Origin of the sequence: Bacillus daqingensis, assembly GCF_042654445.1 — a bacterium.
Taxonomy (GTDB): domain Bacteria; phylum Bacillota; class Bacilli; order Bacillales; family Salisediminibacteriaceae; genus Alkalicoccus; species Alkalicoccus luteus.
Map to the genome: position 1 here is coordinate 555,293 of NZ_JBHSGK010000003.1, position 15,867 is coordinate 571,159.

Genomic DNA, 15,867 nt, shown 5'->3' on the forward strand with positions numbered 1-15,867 from the left:
TCACAGGAAGCCGCTGGAGAAAACAGCGTTGCTGTAACTATTTCAATCAATCGCATATGTAAGCGCTCTCTGCTTGAATACTCTCCTTTACCTTTGCAAAATATGAAGAAAACGGAAGACGTCCGACCCGTTTTTCGATTAATATTGCGGGAAGCTGCTATGAAAGCAGCCGGTGTCCGAAATAATCGGAACACCGGCTGCCAAGTGAGCTGCTGGATACGTAATTAAGTTTTAGCTGCAGCTTCCTTATACATATCAGCTAATGTATAGATGCCGTTCTGCATACAGGATGAGCACGCCTCAGTCCAGATATCGGCCGCTGCTTTTGCATCTAGTAAAGCGTGATGCCGACCTTCAGGCACTACATCAAAGTAGCGGCAAAACTCCTCAAGTGTTACTGCGTGTTCAAGTTCATGGATATGCAGTACTGCGAATCTCGTATCGACGATACGCCTTGAAAGCTTCATTCGGTAAAGCTTCCATAGCGTATGATTTAAAAAGGCTTTCTCATGCGCTGAATGGTGCGCTACTAGCGTACTTTCCGCTGAAAACGACAGGAAATCCTTTACCACTTCCGCAGCTGGCGGTGCGTCTATCAGCTCCTGCTTGGTCAATCCAGTCAGTTTTAACACAGGCTCAGGCGGGTTTTCAGTAAAAATTGGTGAATAAAAGGAGGTTCGCTGCCCCTTTTCCACTCTGACCGCTCCAATAGACAGAATCTTGTCTCCTTTAGCTGGTGAAAAACCGGTCGTTTCCAGGTCTACTACAGTTACTGGCAGCTCCTGAAGCGGGATCGTCAGCTCTTTATGATCACGGCGGTCCCGCTCAAGCTGTCTCGCATAAGCCGCAGCTCCGGCGCTGCTTCCTCCCTTGTGATCATAGACAGCTCCACCAGCAAGTGCGCCGAGCGAACGTCTCCATCTGTCCAGCATGTTCATCCGTTATCACGCTTTCTGTAATACGCCGTTACGTTCCGATAGAGCCGCTTTCCTTCTTTCATAAACTGCTTTACTTTCTCTTTTTCTTCATTCTTTAAGCTTTTCATGTTAAGCAAATGAATCGTTTCGTACGAGTCTTCTTGCGCTACGTGCTGCTGGCGAAATGAAAGTGCCTCTTCAAAAACCCGCGCTGCGGCTTCACCGTTTAATGCTGGCGGCAGCGCACGCAGCCTGGCGGGCGTATGCTGCTCGTTTACTTTTTCAAACACCGCGCCTATACGGGCAGCGTGTACAAAAGGAAATAGAATCGATTCCTTATAATTGATATTCCCTTTGGAATCCGTTATAACTTGACCGAACATATTTCGACGCTTTTGCCGAAAGCTTGTGTTATCAATAATTCGATCCATCAGCTCAGGCCTGAAGCGAACAGAATCGGTAATGATCTGCTTCATTTTTTCAGCATGAGCCGATCCCGATAACGTCCTCGCGTCCATGAAAATCATTAAATACCGGACAGCCTCCCAATCGGGCTGATCCAGCCATGTCGACAGCTGCGCTTCCATAGAGGGCAGATTTTTGCACCAGAGCGGATTGCTGCTCATCACCTTGCCTTCGCAGTACGGATACCCCGCGTGATAGAGCGCTTCTGCTACGCGTTCACCAAGCTTCAAAAAAGCATCGCTATCGTTCTTTCCTTCATACAATATCCCGTGATCCTGATCGCTGAAGGCTGCCTGTTCGCCTCTCCCTGCACTGCCCATCACATAAAATGAGCACGGGGAAGGAAGCGGGCCATGATCGTCTTCGAATAGGCAAAGTTGTTCCTTAAACAGCTGCTCTATCCGTCGGTCGTGCCATACGTTTACTTCCTCCCAGGAAACGGAAGGATCCTGCAGGGAAATTCCCTGCAGGAACGGATTATTTGAAGCGGTTATTTGCTCCATCAGGCACCGTGCTTCTTCACGGTTTCTGATGCCTTCTCCATGTTCTCCGGATAACCGTAGCTGCCGTGCTCACTCATATCAAGACCCACAAGCTCTTCCTCTTCAGATACGCGCAGGCCGCCAAGCACCTTGTCCAGCACCTTCAAAATAATGAAAGCAACTGCAAATGCGTACAGTCCTGAAACAGCTACCCCTGTGAATTGAACACCAAGCTGAGTCAGACCACCACCGTAAAACAATCCCGGAAGGCCGCCGTTCATCGCCGCGAGATCAGGAGTGGCGAAAAATCCGGTTGAAAGAGTTCCCCAAATACCTGCAACACCGTGAACAGAAAGAGCAAAGATCGGATCATCAATTTTTGCTTTGTCAAAAAACACCATACTGAAATGTACAATCAAGCCGGCGATTACACCGATAATAACGGCGGCCCAAGGGGCGACAAATGCCGTTGAAGCAGTGATAGCCACGAGTCCGGCGAGCGCACCATTTAACATCGTCGGAATATCATTTCTTCCAGTCATCGCAGAAACGATAAACATTGCTGCAATCGCACCCGCTGCTGCTGCAAGCTGAGTTGTAAGCGCGACGTATCCGAAAAATGCACCATCCACGCCAAGCGTAGATCCGCCGTTAAATCCAAACCAGCCTACCCAGAGAATCAGCACACCAAGAGCTGTATACACCTGGTTGTGACCAGCAAGATTGTTGGATGTGCCGTCGCTGTTGAATTTCCCGATACGCGGCTTTAAGATAATCGTTGCTGCAAGTGCCGCCATAGCACCAGTTAAGTGCACGACTGTAGATCCAGCGAAGTCCTGTTTGCCAAGTCCCGCAAGCCACCCGTCTCCCCAGATCCAGTGCGCGACGACCGGGTAAATGAATGCGGAAAATGCGATAGCAAATAGAATATAAACAGATAATTTCGCACGTTCTGCAAATCCGCCAAATGCGATCGTCAGCGCGATGGCTGCAAATGCCAGCTGAAAGATAAAGTCAACAGATCCGGCAAGGCCATCTACGGTAGATTCAAAATCACCATAGAAGAAATCAGACATTCCGATAAACAAGTTGCCTTCCCCGTAAATAAAACCGTACCCGACTGCCCAGAAAACAAGTGATGCAATCCCCACTGTAAAAATCGTTTTACCGGCAATATGCCCGGCGTTTTTCATTCTCGTCGATCCGGCCTCGAGAAGTATGAATCCCCCCTGCATCAGCAGGACTAGAGCAAAGCATACGATAATCCATACATTATTCATGAGAAACAATTCGTCCATCCCATTCACACTCCCTGAGTTTATTTCTGTCAGCTAATGTGCCAACAGCTATGTACCTCAGTATAGCGCCGGAATTTTCTGACACAACGAAAATGTCAGATAATATAACATGGTATTTCACGGACATTTATAAGTGACAGACAAGGAAATGTACGGCCTCCAGTCGTGTAAGCGCTCTCTGTCTGCGATCACCTCAATTCGCATATTTATACTTTTTATACTGGTATTCTGCATACTCTGTTCCGAGTAATACTCCTATAACGATGAGCAAAAAGCTGGCACCCTGATAGACCGTAATCGTTTCTCCTAAAAAAAGCCAAGAGCCGCCCAACGCGAAAAATGGAACGAAATTGTTAAACACCGCCGTCTGGGAAGGGCCTATTTTTTGAATAGCCCGGTTAAATAAGATGTGACCGGCACCTGTAGCCAGCAGAGCAGAACTGAAAAACACGGTCCAGACAGCTGCAGTATGAGGTTGAAAAACTGTTTCTCCCCCTCCTGTTATAAAGCTGAGCCCGATCAGAACAATCGAACCTGCCAAGAGCATATACGCAGTCATCGCACCAGCCGGAAGAGATATCGATGCTTGTCGAATTAAAATGAAAGAGAATGCCTGGGAGATCATAGAAAGAAAGATCAGCAGGTCGCCGCCGGCTGCAGCACTCAATGCTTCGTTAGACGGAATAATGATCAGCATCACGCCTGAAAACCCTATAAGAATACCCACTATACGGAGAAGGTTCAGCCGCTCACGCAGCAGAACTGCTGCAAAAACAGCGGTAGTAACCGGGATGAGTCCGAGTATTAAGGAGGCATTGCCAGCAGTTGTATTTAGCAATCCCCACGCCAATAGAGAATGGTGCAGCACTTGACCAAATAAAGCCGCTGCTCCAATCAGAAGGATTTCTTTTCGATTCGGCTTCTTCAACTCTTTTAATACGTATAGAATAGCGAGCGCAGCAATTCCGGCCGCTCCAATTCTAACTCCTTGCATTTGAACAGGGTGCATGACGTCTACCAGGTATTTCACTGCTACGACATTCAACCCCCACACGATCATGACGAACATGAGTGTTGCGTAAACGGAAAAATGCTTCAATCTTCTTCCCTCCAGTTACGACCGGCAGAGACGGATGACGCTGCCGGAATAAATATGATATGTTATAAGCTGACACATGACGTTCGCAGGAAAGGGGCCCGCAGACATGATTAAGGAAATCTTCGTACTGCGGAGCATCGGTTGTTTAAGTATCGTTCTTCTTCACAGTATTTTCATAGGCATCGATTCCATGACAATCCGTGAAATGGGAGAACTTTCTGCCATTTTTTTTGATTCCATTCAAATGATTTTGTACTATGGTACGCCGATGTTCATTTTTATATCCGAGTTTTTAATTGCATATTCGTACCGGAACCGGGAGCTTCCGGATTATTTCCTGAAGAAACGGCTACGCTTCATCTTAATTCCATTCGTAGTGATGGGCATTTTTTATGCACTGCCTTTTTTCGCCCAAGGGATTCAGACAGGCTTTACAAAAGTCGCCTTGAATATCGTTGTCGGTGATTACCACGGCTACTTCATCCTAATTATTTTTCAATTTTATTTGGTCCATTATTTGCTTCACTCCAGACTGAAGCGATGGAAACCATCTATCGTGCTTCCAGTCGCCTTCGGTATTAACGCCGCTTATTTACTTTTTTTTAATTACTCTTCTCCGCCTGAAGGTCTTCTGTACGGCGAGTACATTTGGGAGCGATTTTACTGGGTGCCAATGTTTGGATGGGTGTTTTATTTTGCGGTAGGTTACTATGCCGGGATGCACTTTGAACGCTTTTCCGCTTTTATCCGCTCATGGCGGGTGCTGTTCATCATTGGACCTGTGTTAACGAGTGCGATGCTTTTATTTTTCTATCATTCGGGGATTCTCACCGTGCACAGCTCAAAAAGGACCGATATCTTGATTCATACGCTGATGTGCAGCTTCTTTCTGTTTTATATTACATCTACATTGAAAGCACTGCCGCCGTTCCTTGAATTTATCAGCCGCTATTCATTTGGCATTTATCTGCTTCACTATTTTTATATTTTTCTGCTTGATTTTCTATTTCAGCTGTACCCGCTGCCAATCGGCTTCTTTTACATTATCATTTTATTTATTTTCAGCCTGACAGCTTCCATCGCAACCATTATAATGATGAACAAATGGAAATACGGATACATGATCATTGGTCAAATCGGTGCTCCATATAAATCACCTCAATAAAAATCCCCTTCAGGCTGCACGTGCAGCCTGAAGGGATTTTTTCTTGCGCGTTCGTGCGTTTAAGACCGCCTGGCATCAAGCACGAGCTGAAGCAGCTGCAAACGCTGCAAGTCGTTGACCGTACTTCGTGTCAGCTGAAACGCCAATCTGTTGCTGTCGACCCTGTGCACAAAAACGAGATCCAGCTCTGGAATAATATCAATCGATTGGCCGTAGCGCCCCACTGCAGAGTACATGTTGTAATCGCTGTAAGGAGGAACAGAAGCCGTCCACCATAAATAGCCGTAGTCAAACACCGTATTGGAAGGTACTTCTTTTTGAACAGACGTGCTTTCCTCGATCCACCATTGCGGAACAATCTGCTCTCCATTCCACTCCCCCTTCTGCAAGTAAAGCTGACCGAATCGTGCCATATCTCTTGCTGAGAGCTGAAATAAGTATGAGGGATGACGTGACCGGCGGTTCTCATATTTATAATTAGTATTGGCCAGATCAAAATCTTCCATTCCGAGCGGTTCCGCAATGCGGTCATTGAAATCTGCAAACACATCACGTTCGGGAATAGCGTTGTAAATCGTCCCAAGAACATTAAAATCCCAATTATTGTAATAATAAAACTCTCCAGGAAGATGACTCCCCCGGGATGGCCTTGCAAAGCGCATTCCCCAGGATTCTTCTCCTGCAGGCAGGTATACTCCAGAGCTCGAAGACATCAAATGCGACAGCTGCGCCTGTCTTTCAATTGTCGTAAGCGGAGGCTGATCATCGATTTCCAGCTGCTCGAGCGTATCAGTCAGAGCAGCATTTCCTCGATCAATTTCAATTCCGAACAAAGCTGATAGAAAGCTTTTACGGACAGAGTGCGCATTCGTATTCTTCGTTACATCTCCCCAGCTTAACAGCACTTTCCCCTCAGAAATCACCATTAGCGAGGTGCTGTTAATCGAATCGTAATAAATTCTTGCCTGATCGAGCGCCTCTCTGCTGAAACCTGCTTCCTCAACAGAATCGTGATACTCCCAGGTTGACTCTGCTCCTTCTTCGATTGAATAATATACGTACATAAATAATCCCACCAATACAGCGATGATGATCGTGAGAGCGGCAATTATCTGATTGAACAACCCTATCATTCCTCTGCCTGACATCGTGTTTCTTAAATATACCAGAATACGCAGTCCTTGACGAATAAGCGGGGGCCTGATAGGTTTATTATCATCTGTTAATACGTTGCAACGAAGGCTGTGGGGTTACTACAGCTGGAGCAGCTTCTGGAGAGACTGCCGGCTGGCAGCGCCGAAGGGTTCACAATCTCAGGCACCCGGACAGAAGATACAGCTGCCAGGAGGCGGTTTGTATGTTAATGCCGGCATTTTGCCGGCTTTTTTGATGCAGTTAGACTGAAAAGCAGAAAGGATGTTTATCATGGAATCAACCCGCGCCGTCATTAGTGTCGTAGGTAAAGATCAAGTTGGCATTATTGCTGATGTCACCGCTGTGCTGAAGGAGCATAAAATTAACGTACTCGATATTTCCCAAACGATCCTGCAGGATTTTTTCACGATGATGATGCTCGTAGACTTGTCGAAGACAGCATCAATGCAAGAAATTGAAGCAGCTTTGGAACAGACAGCTAAAAAACTCGGTCTGACTATTCATATTCAGCGTGAAGATCTGTTTAAGCATATGCACAGAATTTAAGGAGGACCCTGTCATGAATATCGGCTTCAATGAAATTCAGGAAACAATCAGAATGGTGCGAATGGAAGAGCTTGATATCCGCACTATTACGCTAGGCATAAACTTGATGGACTGTGCAGGAGATTCACAGGAAGCTATGCGTGCCAATGTCTATAACAAAATAACAACGTCAGCTGCCACCCTCACCCAAACGGCGGACAATATTTCACAGGAATACGGCATTCCTATTGCGAATAAACGAATTTCTGTGACGCCCTGCTCGCTGCTTCTTGGCGGAGCCTCAAAAGAAGACGCGATCAAACTGGCAGAAACGCTGGATGCAGCAGCACGCGATACAGGTGTAGACTTCATCGGCGGATTTTCCGCAATGGTCCATAAGGGCATTTCCAAAGGCGATGCGGTGCTGCTTGAAGCCCTCCCGGAAGCACTTAGCACGACGGAACGCGTTTGCGCCTCTGTGTCTGCCGCTACAACGAAAGCGGGCATTAATATGGATGCTGTATCAAGGTTAGGACACATCATTAAGCGGGCTGCTGATCTTTCCGCCGACAACAGTGGCCTCGCCAATGCCAAATTTGTCGTATTCTGCAACCCCGTGGAAGACAATCCATTTATGGCCGGTGCTTTTCACGGTACTGGCGAAGCAGATAAAGTGCTGAATGTTGGTGTAAGCGGTCCTGGAGTCGTGCTTCACGCGTTAAAGCGGCACCCGGATGCCGACCTCGGCGAGGTATCTGACATTATTAAACGAACAGCATTTAAAATTACGAGAGCCGGTGAACTGATGGCAAGAGAAGCCGCTGACCGGCTTGGGGTCCCTTTTGGGATCATGGATCTTTCACTCGCTCCGACAAATGCTGCCAATGATTCCGTAGCTGAAATTTTGGAGGAAATTGGACTGGAGCGCGTCGGCACCCATGGAACGATTGCAGCACTTGCCATGATGAATGACGCTGTAAAAAAGGGCGGTGCGATGGCAAGCTCTTATGTAGGCGGTCTTTCCGGCGCCTTTATACCGGTTTCAGAAGATAACGGAATGATCAAGGGTGTTCAGGATGGAGCGCTCTCTCTAGACAAATTAGAAGGCATGACGAGCGTATGTTCTGTCGGTCTCGATATGATTGCTGTTCCCGGTAACGTAGAAGCCGCTTCTCTTTCCGGATTAATCGCGGATGAAATGGCAATCGGGATGATCAACAAGAAAACGACTGCTGTTCGGGTCATTCCTGTACCGGGGGCGAAAGAAGGAGATATGATCGAGTTTGGCGGTCTCTTAGGACGTGCTCCGGTGATGGGCCTGAATCCATTTAAGTCAGATAAAATGATGCAGCGCGGAGGCCGAATCCCTGCCCCTCTTCAATCTCTTATCAATTAACGGCACCTTTTCTGCAAAGGTTATTGACAGATATCCAATTTTTCTGAATAATATATCTTAATCATTCCCGTTTGAGATAAGTATGCCTCCTCTCCCCCTTAGCAGAGAGCACTTTCACGGCTGAAAGAAGTGCAGGGTGCGATGAGTCTGAACCTGCTCGGAACGGACAACCTCATAAGAAACTGGAAAGCAGGGTCTGTAAAGACCAATAAAGGTGGTACCGCGGGAGGCCCCCGTCCTTTTTCAGGACGGGGGTCTCTGCTGTTTGTACCGGAAAGGATGTCAGCTAAGATGCAACGAAAACGTATTGTACTTAAAATAGGCTCCAGCTCATTAACAGAAGGAGATGGCACGCTCTCCCCTGTCAAAATGGCTGCTTTCTGTCACGCAATCGCTGGACTTCGGCATGCAGGACATGAGCTGCTCATCGTTTCATCCGGAGCAGTAGCGGCCGGTTTCCGGGATATAGGCTATGCCTCCAGACCTGCAACCGTCCGGGCACGACAAGCTGCTGCTGCAGCTGGCCAGGCACTTTTAATGCAGCATTACCGGTTCCAGCTCCAGCATTACAATATCATCCCTGCCCAGCTATTAGTGACACGCTCGGATTTTACAGAGGAAAAGCACTTTCAGAATCTTCATGCAGCAATCGAAGAGCTCTTGAGCAGAAAAATCCTTCCTATTCTGAACGAAAATGATTCCACGGCTGTTGATGAACTGACCTTCGGAGACAACGACATGCTTAGCGCCCTGGTAAGTGGTGCGATGCACGCTGATCTGCTCATGCTGCTTACCGATGCAGACGGTGTATATTCAGCAGATCCCAAGGAAGATCCTGAAGCATTCAAATACGACGAACTCCAAACCATTCCAGAACAGCTTTTACGTGCACCGTCCCGATCTGCGCTTGGAACCGGCGGCATCGGTACAAAGCTGTCGGCATGCCGCGCCGCTGCTGATACAGGAGTGGAGGCGTATGTCGGCACATTGAGCAGTACAGAAGAATTGATTCAGGCAAGCGAAGGAAATGGAACCGGTACCTACATCCGCCGCAAGTCCAGCCGCGTTATGCGGACCCGCCGACAGTGGATCGCTTATCACGCTTCAGCGTCGGGCTCTCTTTTTGTCGACGAAGGAGCTGCTGATGCTGTTCTAAACCGCGGTGCCAGCCTGCTGACTGTCGGCATCAGCAGAATCGAAGGTGACTTTTTCAGAGGGGACATCGTCGATGTATATGCCGGATCGCGAAAAATAGGCAGAGGCCGTGTGCTCATTGATCATATGCAATTGGCTGATACGAACAGCGAAGCAGCAATTGCTGTGCACCGGGACGAATGGGTTTCTTTCAGCTGATACATTATTTTAATTCCTTATAAAGGAGAGACGTATTATGACAGAAGTAGAACGTAAAGCTCCTGCAGCTCGCCAGGCATCGATAAAGCTGAGCACCACTTCCGATCAGCAGCGTCAAAACTTGCTGCATGCCATTGCTGCTGTCCTTTTGGAGCAGCAGGAACATATATTACATGCGAACAAACTGGATCTCGCTGAAGCAGAAAAAGCCGGGCGTGATGCTGCTTACCTGGACAGACTCGAAATAAACGATACGAGGCTTGCAGATCTTGCGGACGCCGTGACTTCTGTTGCTGAATTAGAAGATCCGCTTGGCACCACGCTTCGCAGCTGGACGCGGCCTAACGGTTTGTCGATCCGGGAAGTATCTGTACCGCTCGGTGTGATTGCGGCTGTATTTGAAGCACGCCCAAATGTTACCGCAGATATCAGTGCTCTTGCACTTCGTACGGGAAATGCTGTCCTGCTGAGAGGCAGCAGATCAGCCATCAACACGAATAAAGCTCTTACCGCGGCCATACAACGAGGTTTGCAGAATTCCTCCCTTCCACAAGAAGCCGTGCAGCTGATTGAATCACCAGAGCGCTCTGCCACGACAGAATTAATGGAGGCCTCTGAATGGATAGATGTTCTCATTCCAAGAGGCGGTAAAGAGCTCATTAATAAAGTCGTCCGTGAATCACACGTTCCGGTTATTGAAACTGGTGCAGGCAACTGTCATGTCTACATTGATAAGGATGCGGATGCGGAGCTTGCACGAAAAATAGCGGTAGATGCAAAGGTGCAGCGACCATCTGTTTGCAACGCTGCTGAAACACTTCTGGTCGAGGCTTCCTGGGCTGAACAGCACTTAGCTGAGCTCATTGATTCATTAAGCAGCCACGGCGTAACACTCAGAGGCTGTGAAACAACAACCTCACTGGACCAACGAGTGTATGCTGCTCAAGAAGAAGATTGGGAGACGGAATATTTAAACCTGACAGCGGCCATTAAAATTGTTCAGGACGTGCATGAAGCATGCGCACATATCAGTAAATGGGGCACGAAGCACTCTGAAGCGATCATTACTGAGAATCCGGAAGCAAAAGACCTTTTTTTCCAAACTGTTGATGCCAGCACGCTCTACCATAATGCTTCTACGAGATTCACCGACGGCTTCGAGTTTGGCCTGGGGGCGGAAGTAGGCATCAGCACTCAAAAGCTCCATGCACGCGGTCCTATGGGACTTCAGGCGCTGACTACCGTAAAATATCTCGTTGAAGGAAATGGACAGTGTAAAGGTAGTCTTTCTTATTAACTATGCTTGCCCTCCTACTTCTGAAAAAGTACGACGTGTTATTTCGCATTCTTTATGCTATACTTGTACGGATGTAAACTTATCGAAGACAGGAGCGTATGCGAAGCATGAAAGTACGAAACGATTTACGGAACATCGCCATTATTGCACACGTTGACCACGGGAAAACAACGCTGGTAGACGAACTGCTAAAACAGTCAGGCACTTTCGGCGATCATGAACAGGTATCTGAACGGGCAATGGACAACAATGACATTGAGAAAGAACGAGGAATCACCATTCTCGCTAAAAACACAGCGGTGAAATTTGAAGATAAGCGTATTAATATTCTTGATACGCCCGGACACGCTGATTTTGGCGGCGAAGTTGAACGGATTTTAAAAATGGTGGACGGCGTTCTTCTAGTCGTAGATGCATTTGAAGGCTGTATGCCCCAGACACGTTTCGTGCTGAAAAAGGCACTGGAACAGAAGCTTACCCCTGTCGTAGTGGTAAATAAAATCGACCGGCCTATGGCCCGTCCGGATGAAGTCGTTGACGAAGTCCTTGATCTGTTTATCGAGCTTGATGCAGACGAAGATCAGCTTGAATTCCCGGTCGTTTATACGTCTGCTGTCAACGGTACTTCCAGTATGACTCCCGAGGACCAGCAGCCAAGCATGGACGCTGTGTTCCATGCAATCACGGAACACGTGCCGGCTCCGGTTGATAACACAACGGAACCTTTCCAATTTCAAGTAACTATGCTTGATTATAATGACTATCTTGGCCGGATCGGTGTCGGACGCGTCTTTCGAGGTACAATGAAAGTCGGCGACCAAGCTAAACTCCTGAAACAAGACGGCTCGGAAAAATCATTCCGCATTACGAAAATGTTCGGCTTTTTCGGATTGAAGAAAGAGGAAATCCAATCTGCAGAAGCTGGTGATCTCGTTGCACTAGCCGGTATTGAAGATATTATGGTCGGTGATACGATCTGCCCTCCTGAAAATCCGGAGCGCTTGGAAGTCGTGCGAATTGATGAGCCTACGCTGCAAATGACGTTTCTCGTAAACAATAGCCCGTTTGCCGGCCGTGAGGGTGATTATGTCACATCTCGTAAAATCGAGGCACGTTTGCTTACGCAGGTGGAAACCGACGTCAGCCTTCGCGTTGATCCTACCTCCTCCCCTGACGCCTGGACTGTATCAGGCCGTGGTGAGCTTCATCTTTCCATCCTCATTGAAAACATGAGACGGGAAGGATACGAACTGCAGGTATCCAAGCCTGAAGTTATTATTAAAGAGGTTGACGGTGTTGACTGCGAGCCGTTTGAGAGCGTTCAAGTTGACGTGCCGGAAGACTATACCGGTTCTGTCATGGAATCTCTTGGTGAGCGAAAAGGCGAAATGCTCAACATGATCAATAAAGGAGACGGTCAGGTCCGCCTCGAATTCCTCGTACCTTCGAGAGGGCTTATCGGTTATTCTACTGAGTTTATGTCTCAGACAAAAGGCTACGGTATTATCAACCATTCGTTTGACAGCTACCGCCCTGTTGCTAAAGGGTATGTCGGCGGGCGACGTCAAGGCGTTCTCGTTTCGATGGAAACCGGTAAATCAACCGGCTATGGCATGCTGCAGGTTGAAGACCGCGGTATCCTGTTCCTTGAGCCTGGAACAGATATATACGAAGGCATGATTGTCGGAGAGCATAACCGCGACAACGACCTGACTGTTAACATCACGAAGATGAAGGCGCAAACGAACATCCGCTCCGCTACCAAGGAGCAGACTGTAACGATGAAGCGTCCTCGAGTTCTCACTCTTGAAGAAGCGCTTGAATTTCTAAATGAAGATGAGTACTGCGAAATTACACCGGAATCAATTCGGCTAAGAAAGAAAGTGCTCGATAAGAGCATGCGCGAACGTGAAGAAAAACGTAAAAAGCTGGCAGCGAAAAACTAGTCACTTAAAAACAGGAACCCAGCTGAGTCATCAGCTGGGTTCTTTTTTGCGCCTTCCCTCCTGCATATTGAGGCTTAGTTTCACTTAATAAAGGGAATCTATCTTTGTCGAATCTTTTTATTGAAAAGGGGGCTTCATATGGACGATTCCTCGACTGCTCTTCCCCTTCGCTGTGTCAAACCGGACCGGTCGCACGGCAGCGGGATGTGGGAGCTGGCGAAAAAAACATCGCTGGACCTTAATTCCGCGTATAAGTACATCATGATGGCAGAGTATTTTGCCGATACTTGTGTAGCAGCCATTGAGAATGAAGAAGTCGTCGGATTCATAACAGGATTCATTAAGCCTGATGAAACGGACGTGCTGTTTATTTGGCAGGTCGGCGTTGACCCTGGTCAACGCGGAAAGGGTCTGGCATTTACCATGCTGCGAAAACTTCTGCAGCGCAGCCAATGTAAAGATGTCCGCTACGTCGAGGCGACTATTACCGCAGACAATAAGGCTTCACAAGCTCTGTTCAAAAAATTGGCAGCTTCTTTTTCAACATCTTATGCGATACGGGAAACGTTCCCGGAGGAGATCTTACCGGGGGATGCAGCAACAGAATATACCTATCGAATCGGTCCCCTGCCCTTGTCTGTCCAATTGAAAGGAGACGAGTAGTATGAATGAAAAGCTGAAGCTGGTTGAGGATGTAGAATCCAGTGTACGGAGTTATGTCAGAAGCTTTCCTGCAGTTTTTACTAAGGCAAAAGGCCACGAAATCTGGGATGAAGAAGGCAACCGTTACCTAGACTTTTTTTCCGGGGCTGGAGCATTGAATTATGGACATAATGACGAAAACATGAAGCAGAAACTGCTTGATTACATTACAAACGACGGGATCACCCACTCCCTTGATATGGCAACAGATGCTAAAGTAAATTTCATGGAAAAATTTCGAGACGTTATTTTAAAACCGCGCGGAATGACATACCGGATGATGTTCCCAGGTCCGACAGGAGCAAACACGGTAGAGAGCGCATTAAAAATCGCCCGCAAAATGACCGGCCGCACTGACATCATCAGTTTTACGAACGGCTTTCACGGGATGACTATCGGTGCTTTATCTGTAACCGGGAATTCGATGAAACGTCAAGGCGCAGGCATTCCACTTAACCATACGGTTACAATGCCTTATGATCAGTTTACCGGAAACGAACAGGACAGCCTGAAATATTTTGAACGGTTCTTAGAAGACAATGGCAGCGGCGTTGCGATCCCTGCTGCGGTCATTCTTGAAACTGTACAAGGGGAAGGCGGCATTAACGCCGCCAGGATGGGCTGGATCCGTAAGCTGCAGGAGATTTGCCGTGAATGGGGGATCTTATTCATTATCGATGATGTCCAGGCTGGTGTCGGCAGAACTGGGACATTCTTTTCGTTTGAGCCGGCAGGAATCGAACCGGATGTCATTTGTTTATCGAAGTCGATCGGCGGATACGGACTCCCGTTAGCCGTTACCTTGATTAAACCGGAGCTTGATAAATGGAAGCCGGGTGAGCATAACGGGACGTTTCGAGGAAATAACATGGCGTTTGTTACAGCCTCGGAGGCATTGGAATATTGGCGTGACCCTGCTTTTGAAGAAGGCATACAGGAACGCGGAAGACGAATGACCGCTTTCCTGGAAAAAATGGTCGAAACTTATCCTGACATGACAGGCCGGCGCAAAGGACGCGGCCTTATGCAGGGAATTGCATCAGATGTCGACGGATTTGCTGAGTTAGTAGCAGAACACGCCTTCAAGCATCGGATGATACTGGAGACAGCAGGCGGAAATGATGAAGTTTTTAAGCTGTTCCCTCCACTTAACATTCCGCTTGATGCACTCGATGAAGGATTTGCTATTATTGAAACGTGTATAAAAGAGGCGCTGCAGGTACAGGACCAGTCAACTACGTCCTCCTGAGCCATTCAAAACTCCCGCCTGAAGCGGGAGTTTTTTCTTATCGAATCCGCACTCACAGCCTGCCGGTTATCCACACTTTTCTGACAACTGTGAAGAATCAGCCGATCCCATACGCTGTTTTATCCACATACAAAATAAACTACAAATTAACTACAAAGTAAAATGCACGAAAATGATAAGCACCGGCCGCGATAACACGACTGCTTCTATGTTGTATTGTCTTCGGATGGATAAGGAAGCTGAATATAGACTACAGACTAAACGTATCGTCGAGCGAATCCGCCCCTTCCCCGATCACACCTATGTATGACAACGTAACACTTTGAGAGGATTGCCTGAATAACTTTCGCAGAAATTCAACGTCACCTGAGGCCTGATAGTAATGATACCCAAACGTTTTACGTAACGAGTGAACACCAAAAGAAGGAATACCCGCCCTCTGCGCGCACCCTTTCAACAGTTTTGATGCCTGATCCCGCTGAAGAGGCCCTCCCCCTTTCCTGGACGAAAACAACCAATCATCCTGATCCATATTTGAGGTGTACGCAGCAAGCAGTTTTCGGACGGCGACATGGAGAGGGTACACGAATTCCTGGTCCGCTTTTATGCGGACCTTCTCCCTTCCCCGCACATCCCTAACCCGAAGCTGAAGCGCTTCAGACAGTCTCATACCAGTGTTTAATAGCAGTAGCCCAAGCATGTAATCTCGATCGCTCTGCTTCGCAAGTTCCCGTTTCCACCTTTCCAGATCTGCTTTATTCTTAATCGGCTCCATTTCTCGAGGCTTCGACCTGTGATTCCCTCCCATAAAGGACTCT

14 protein-coding genes and 1 riboswitch are annotated in these 15,867 nt (G+C 47.8%); of the genes, 8 read left to right on the plus strand and 6 right to left on the minus strand.

Going from position 1 to position 15,867, the window contains the following annotated elements; translation table 11 throughout:
* Positions 1-224 precede the first annotated feature (224 nt).
* The 4 genes from ACFO4L_RS04060 to ACFO4L_RS04075 form a co-directional block, all read right to left on the minus strand.
* On the minus strand, positions 225-938 hold the full coding sequence (locus tag ACFO4L_RS04060) for an exonuclease domain-containing protein (protein WP_377908390.1): 714 nt from the start codon (positions 936-938) through the stop codon (positions 225-227).
* A complete protein-coding gene (locus ACFO4L_RS04065) occupies positions 935-1,885 on the minus strand; it encodes a DUF294 nucleotidyltransferase-like domain-containing protein (RefSeq protein ID WP_377908391.1) in 951 nt (316 codons plus the stop codon). Before ACFO4L_RS04065 ends, ACFO4L_RS04060 begins: the two co-directional genes overlap by 4 nt.
* Entirely contained in the window at positions 1,885-3,162 is a 1,278-nt protein-coding gene (locus ACFO4L_RS04070; protein ID WP_377908392.1) for an ammonium transporter, read from the minus strand. Before ACFO4L_RS04070 ends, ACFO4L_RS04065 begins: the two co-directional genes overlap by 1 nt.
* 193 nt (positions 3,163-3,355) lie before the next feature.
* Complete coding sequence (locus ACFO4L_RS04075) at positions 3,356-4,261, minus strand: DMT family transporter (protein WP_377908394.1); 906 nt, start codon at positions 4,259-4,261, stop codon at positions 3,356-3,358.
* A 106-nt stretch (positions 4,262-4,367) separates the two neighbouring features.
* Between ACFO4L_RS04075 and ACFO4L_RS04080 the strand changes: the two genes are divergently transcribed.
* Positions 4,368-5,426: an acyltransferase family protein gene (locus ACFO4L_RS04080; RefSeq protein ID WP_377908395.1), complete on the plus strand. Its 1,059-nt coding sequence runs from the start codon at positions 4,368-4,370 to the stop codon at positions 5,424-5,426.
* Between the two features lie 59 nt (positions 5,427-5,485).
* On the opposite strand, the gene ACFO4L_RS04085 is transcribed toward ACFO4L_RS04080, so the two are convergent.
* Positions 5,486-6,490 (minus strand): serine hydrolase domain-containing protein, encoded by a 1,005-nt coding sequence (locus ACFO4L_RS04085; protein WP_377908396.1) that lies wholly within the window; start codon positions 6,488-6,490, stop codon positions 5,486-5,488.
* A 197-nt stretch (positions 6,491-6,687) separates the two neighbouring features.
* Positions 6,688-6,765: riboswitch (glycine riboswitch) on the plus strand.
* An 86-nt stretch (positions 6,766-6,851) separates the two neighbouring features.
* Between ACFO4L_RS04085 and ACFO4L_RS04090 the strand changes: the two genes are divergently transcribed.
* The 7 genes from ACFO4L_RS04090 (at position 6,852) to ectB (ending at position 15,049) form a co-directional block, all read left to right on the plus strand.
* Positions 6,852-7,127, plus strand: a complete 276-nt coding sequence (locus tag ACFO4L_RS04090; protein ID WP_377908397.1) for an ACT domain-containing protein — start codon at positions 6,852-6,854, stop codon at positions 7,125-7,127.
* Between the two features lie 13 nt (positions 7,128-7,140).
* On the plus strand, positions 7,141-8,502 hold the full coding sequence (locus ACFO4L_RS04095; RefSeq protein WP_377908398.1) for a PFL family protein: 1,362 nt from the start codon (positions 7,141-7,143) through the stop codon (positions 8,500-8,502).
* Positions 8,503-8,793: 291 nt separating this feature from the next.
* Positions 8,794-9,855, plus strand: a complete 1,062-nt coding sequence (proB, locus tag ACFO4L_RS04100; RefSeq protein WP_377908399.1) for a glutamate 5-kinase — start codon at positions 8,794-8,796, stop codon at positions 9,853-9,855.
* 37 nt (positions 9,856-9,892) lie between these two features.
* Positions 9,893-11,152, plus strand: coding sequence for a glutamate-5-semialdehyde dehydrogenase (locus ACFO4L_RS04105; RefSeq protein WP_377908400.1), 1,260 nt, complete (start codon positions 9,893-9,895; stop codon positions 11,150-11,152).
* Positions 11,153-11,259: 107 nt separating this feature from the next.
* Entirely contained in the window at positions 11,260-13,098 is a 1,839-nt protein-coding gene (gene typA / locus ACFO4L_RS04110) for a translational GTPase TypA (RefSeq protein ID WP_377908401.1), read from the plus strand.
* 138 nt (positions 13,099-13,236) lie between these two features.
* Positions 13,237-13,761, plus strand: coding sequence for a diaminobutyrate acetyltransferase (ectA, locus tag ACFO4L_RS04115; protein ID WP_377908402.1), 525 nt, complete (start codon positions 13,237-13,239; stop codon positions 13,759-13,761).
* Between the two features lies 1 nt (position 13,762).
* Complete coding sequence (gene ectB / locus ACFO4L_RS04120; RefSeq protein ID WP_377908403.1) at positions 13,763-15,049, plus strand: diaminobutyrate--2-oxoglutarate transaminase; 1,287 nt, start codon at positions 13,763-13,765, stop codon at positions 15,047-15,049.
* Between the two features lie 250 nt (positions 15,050-15,299).
* Here ectB and ACFO4L_RS04125 read toward each other — a convergent pair whose 3' ends face one another.
* On the minus strand, positions 15,300-15,857 hold the full coding sequence (locus tag ACFO4L_RS04125; protein ID WP_377908404.1) for a tyrosine-type recombinase/integrase: 558 nt from the start codon (positions 15,855-15,857) through the stop codon (positions 15,300-15,302).
* Positions 15,858-15,867: the final 10 nt, after the last annotated feature.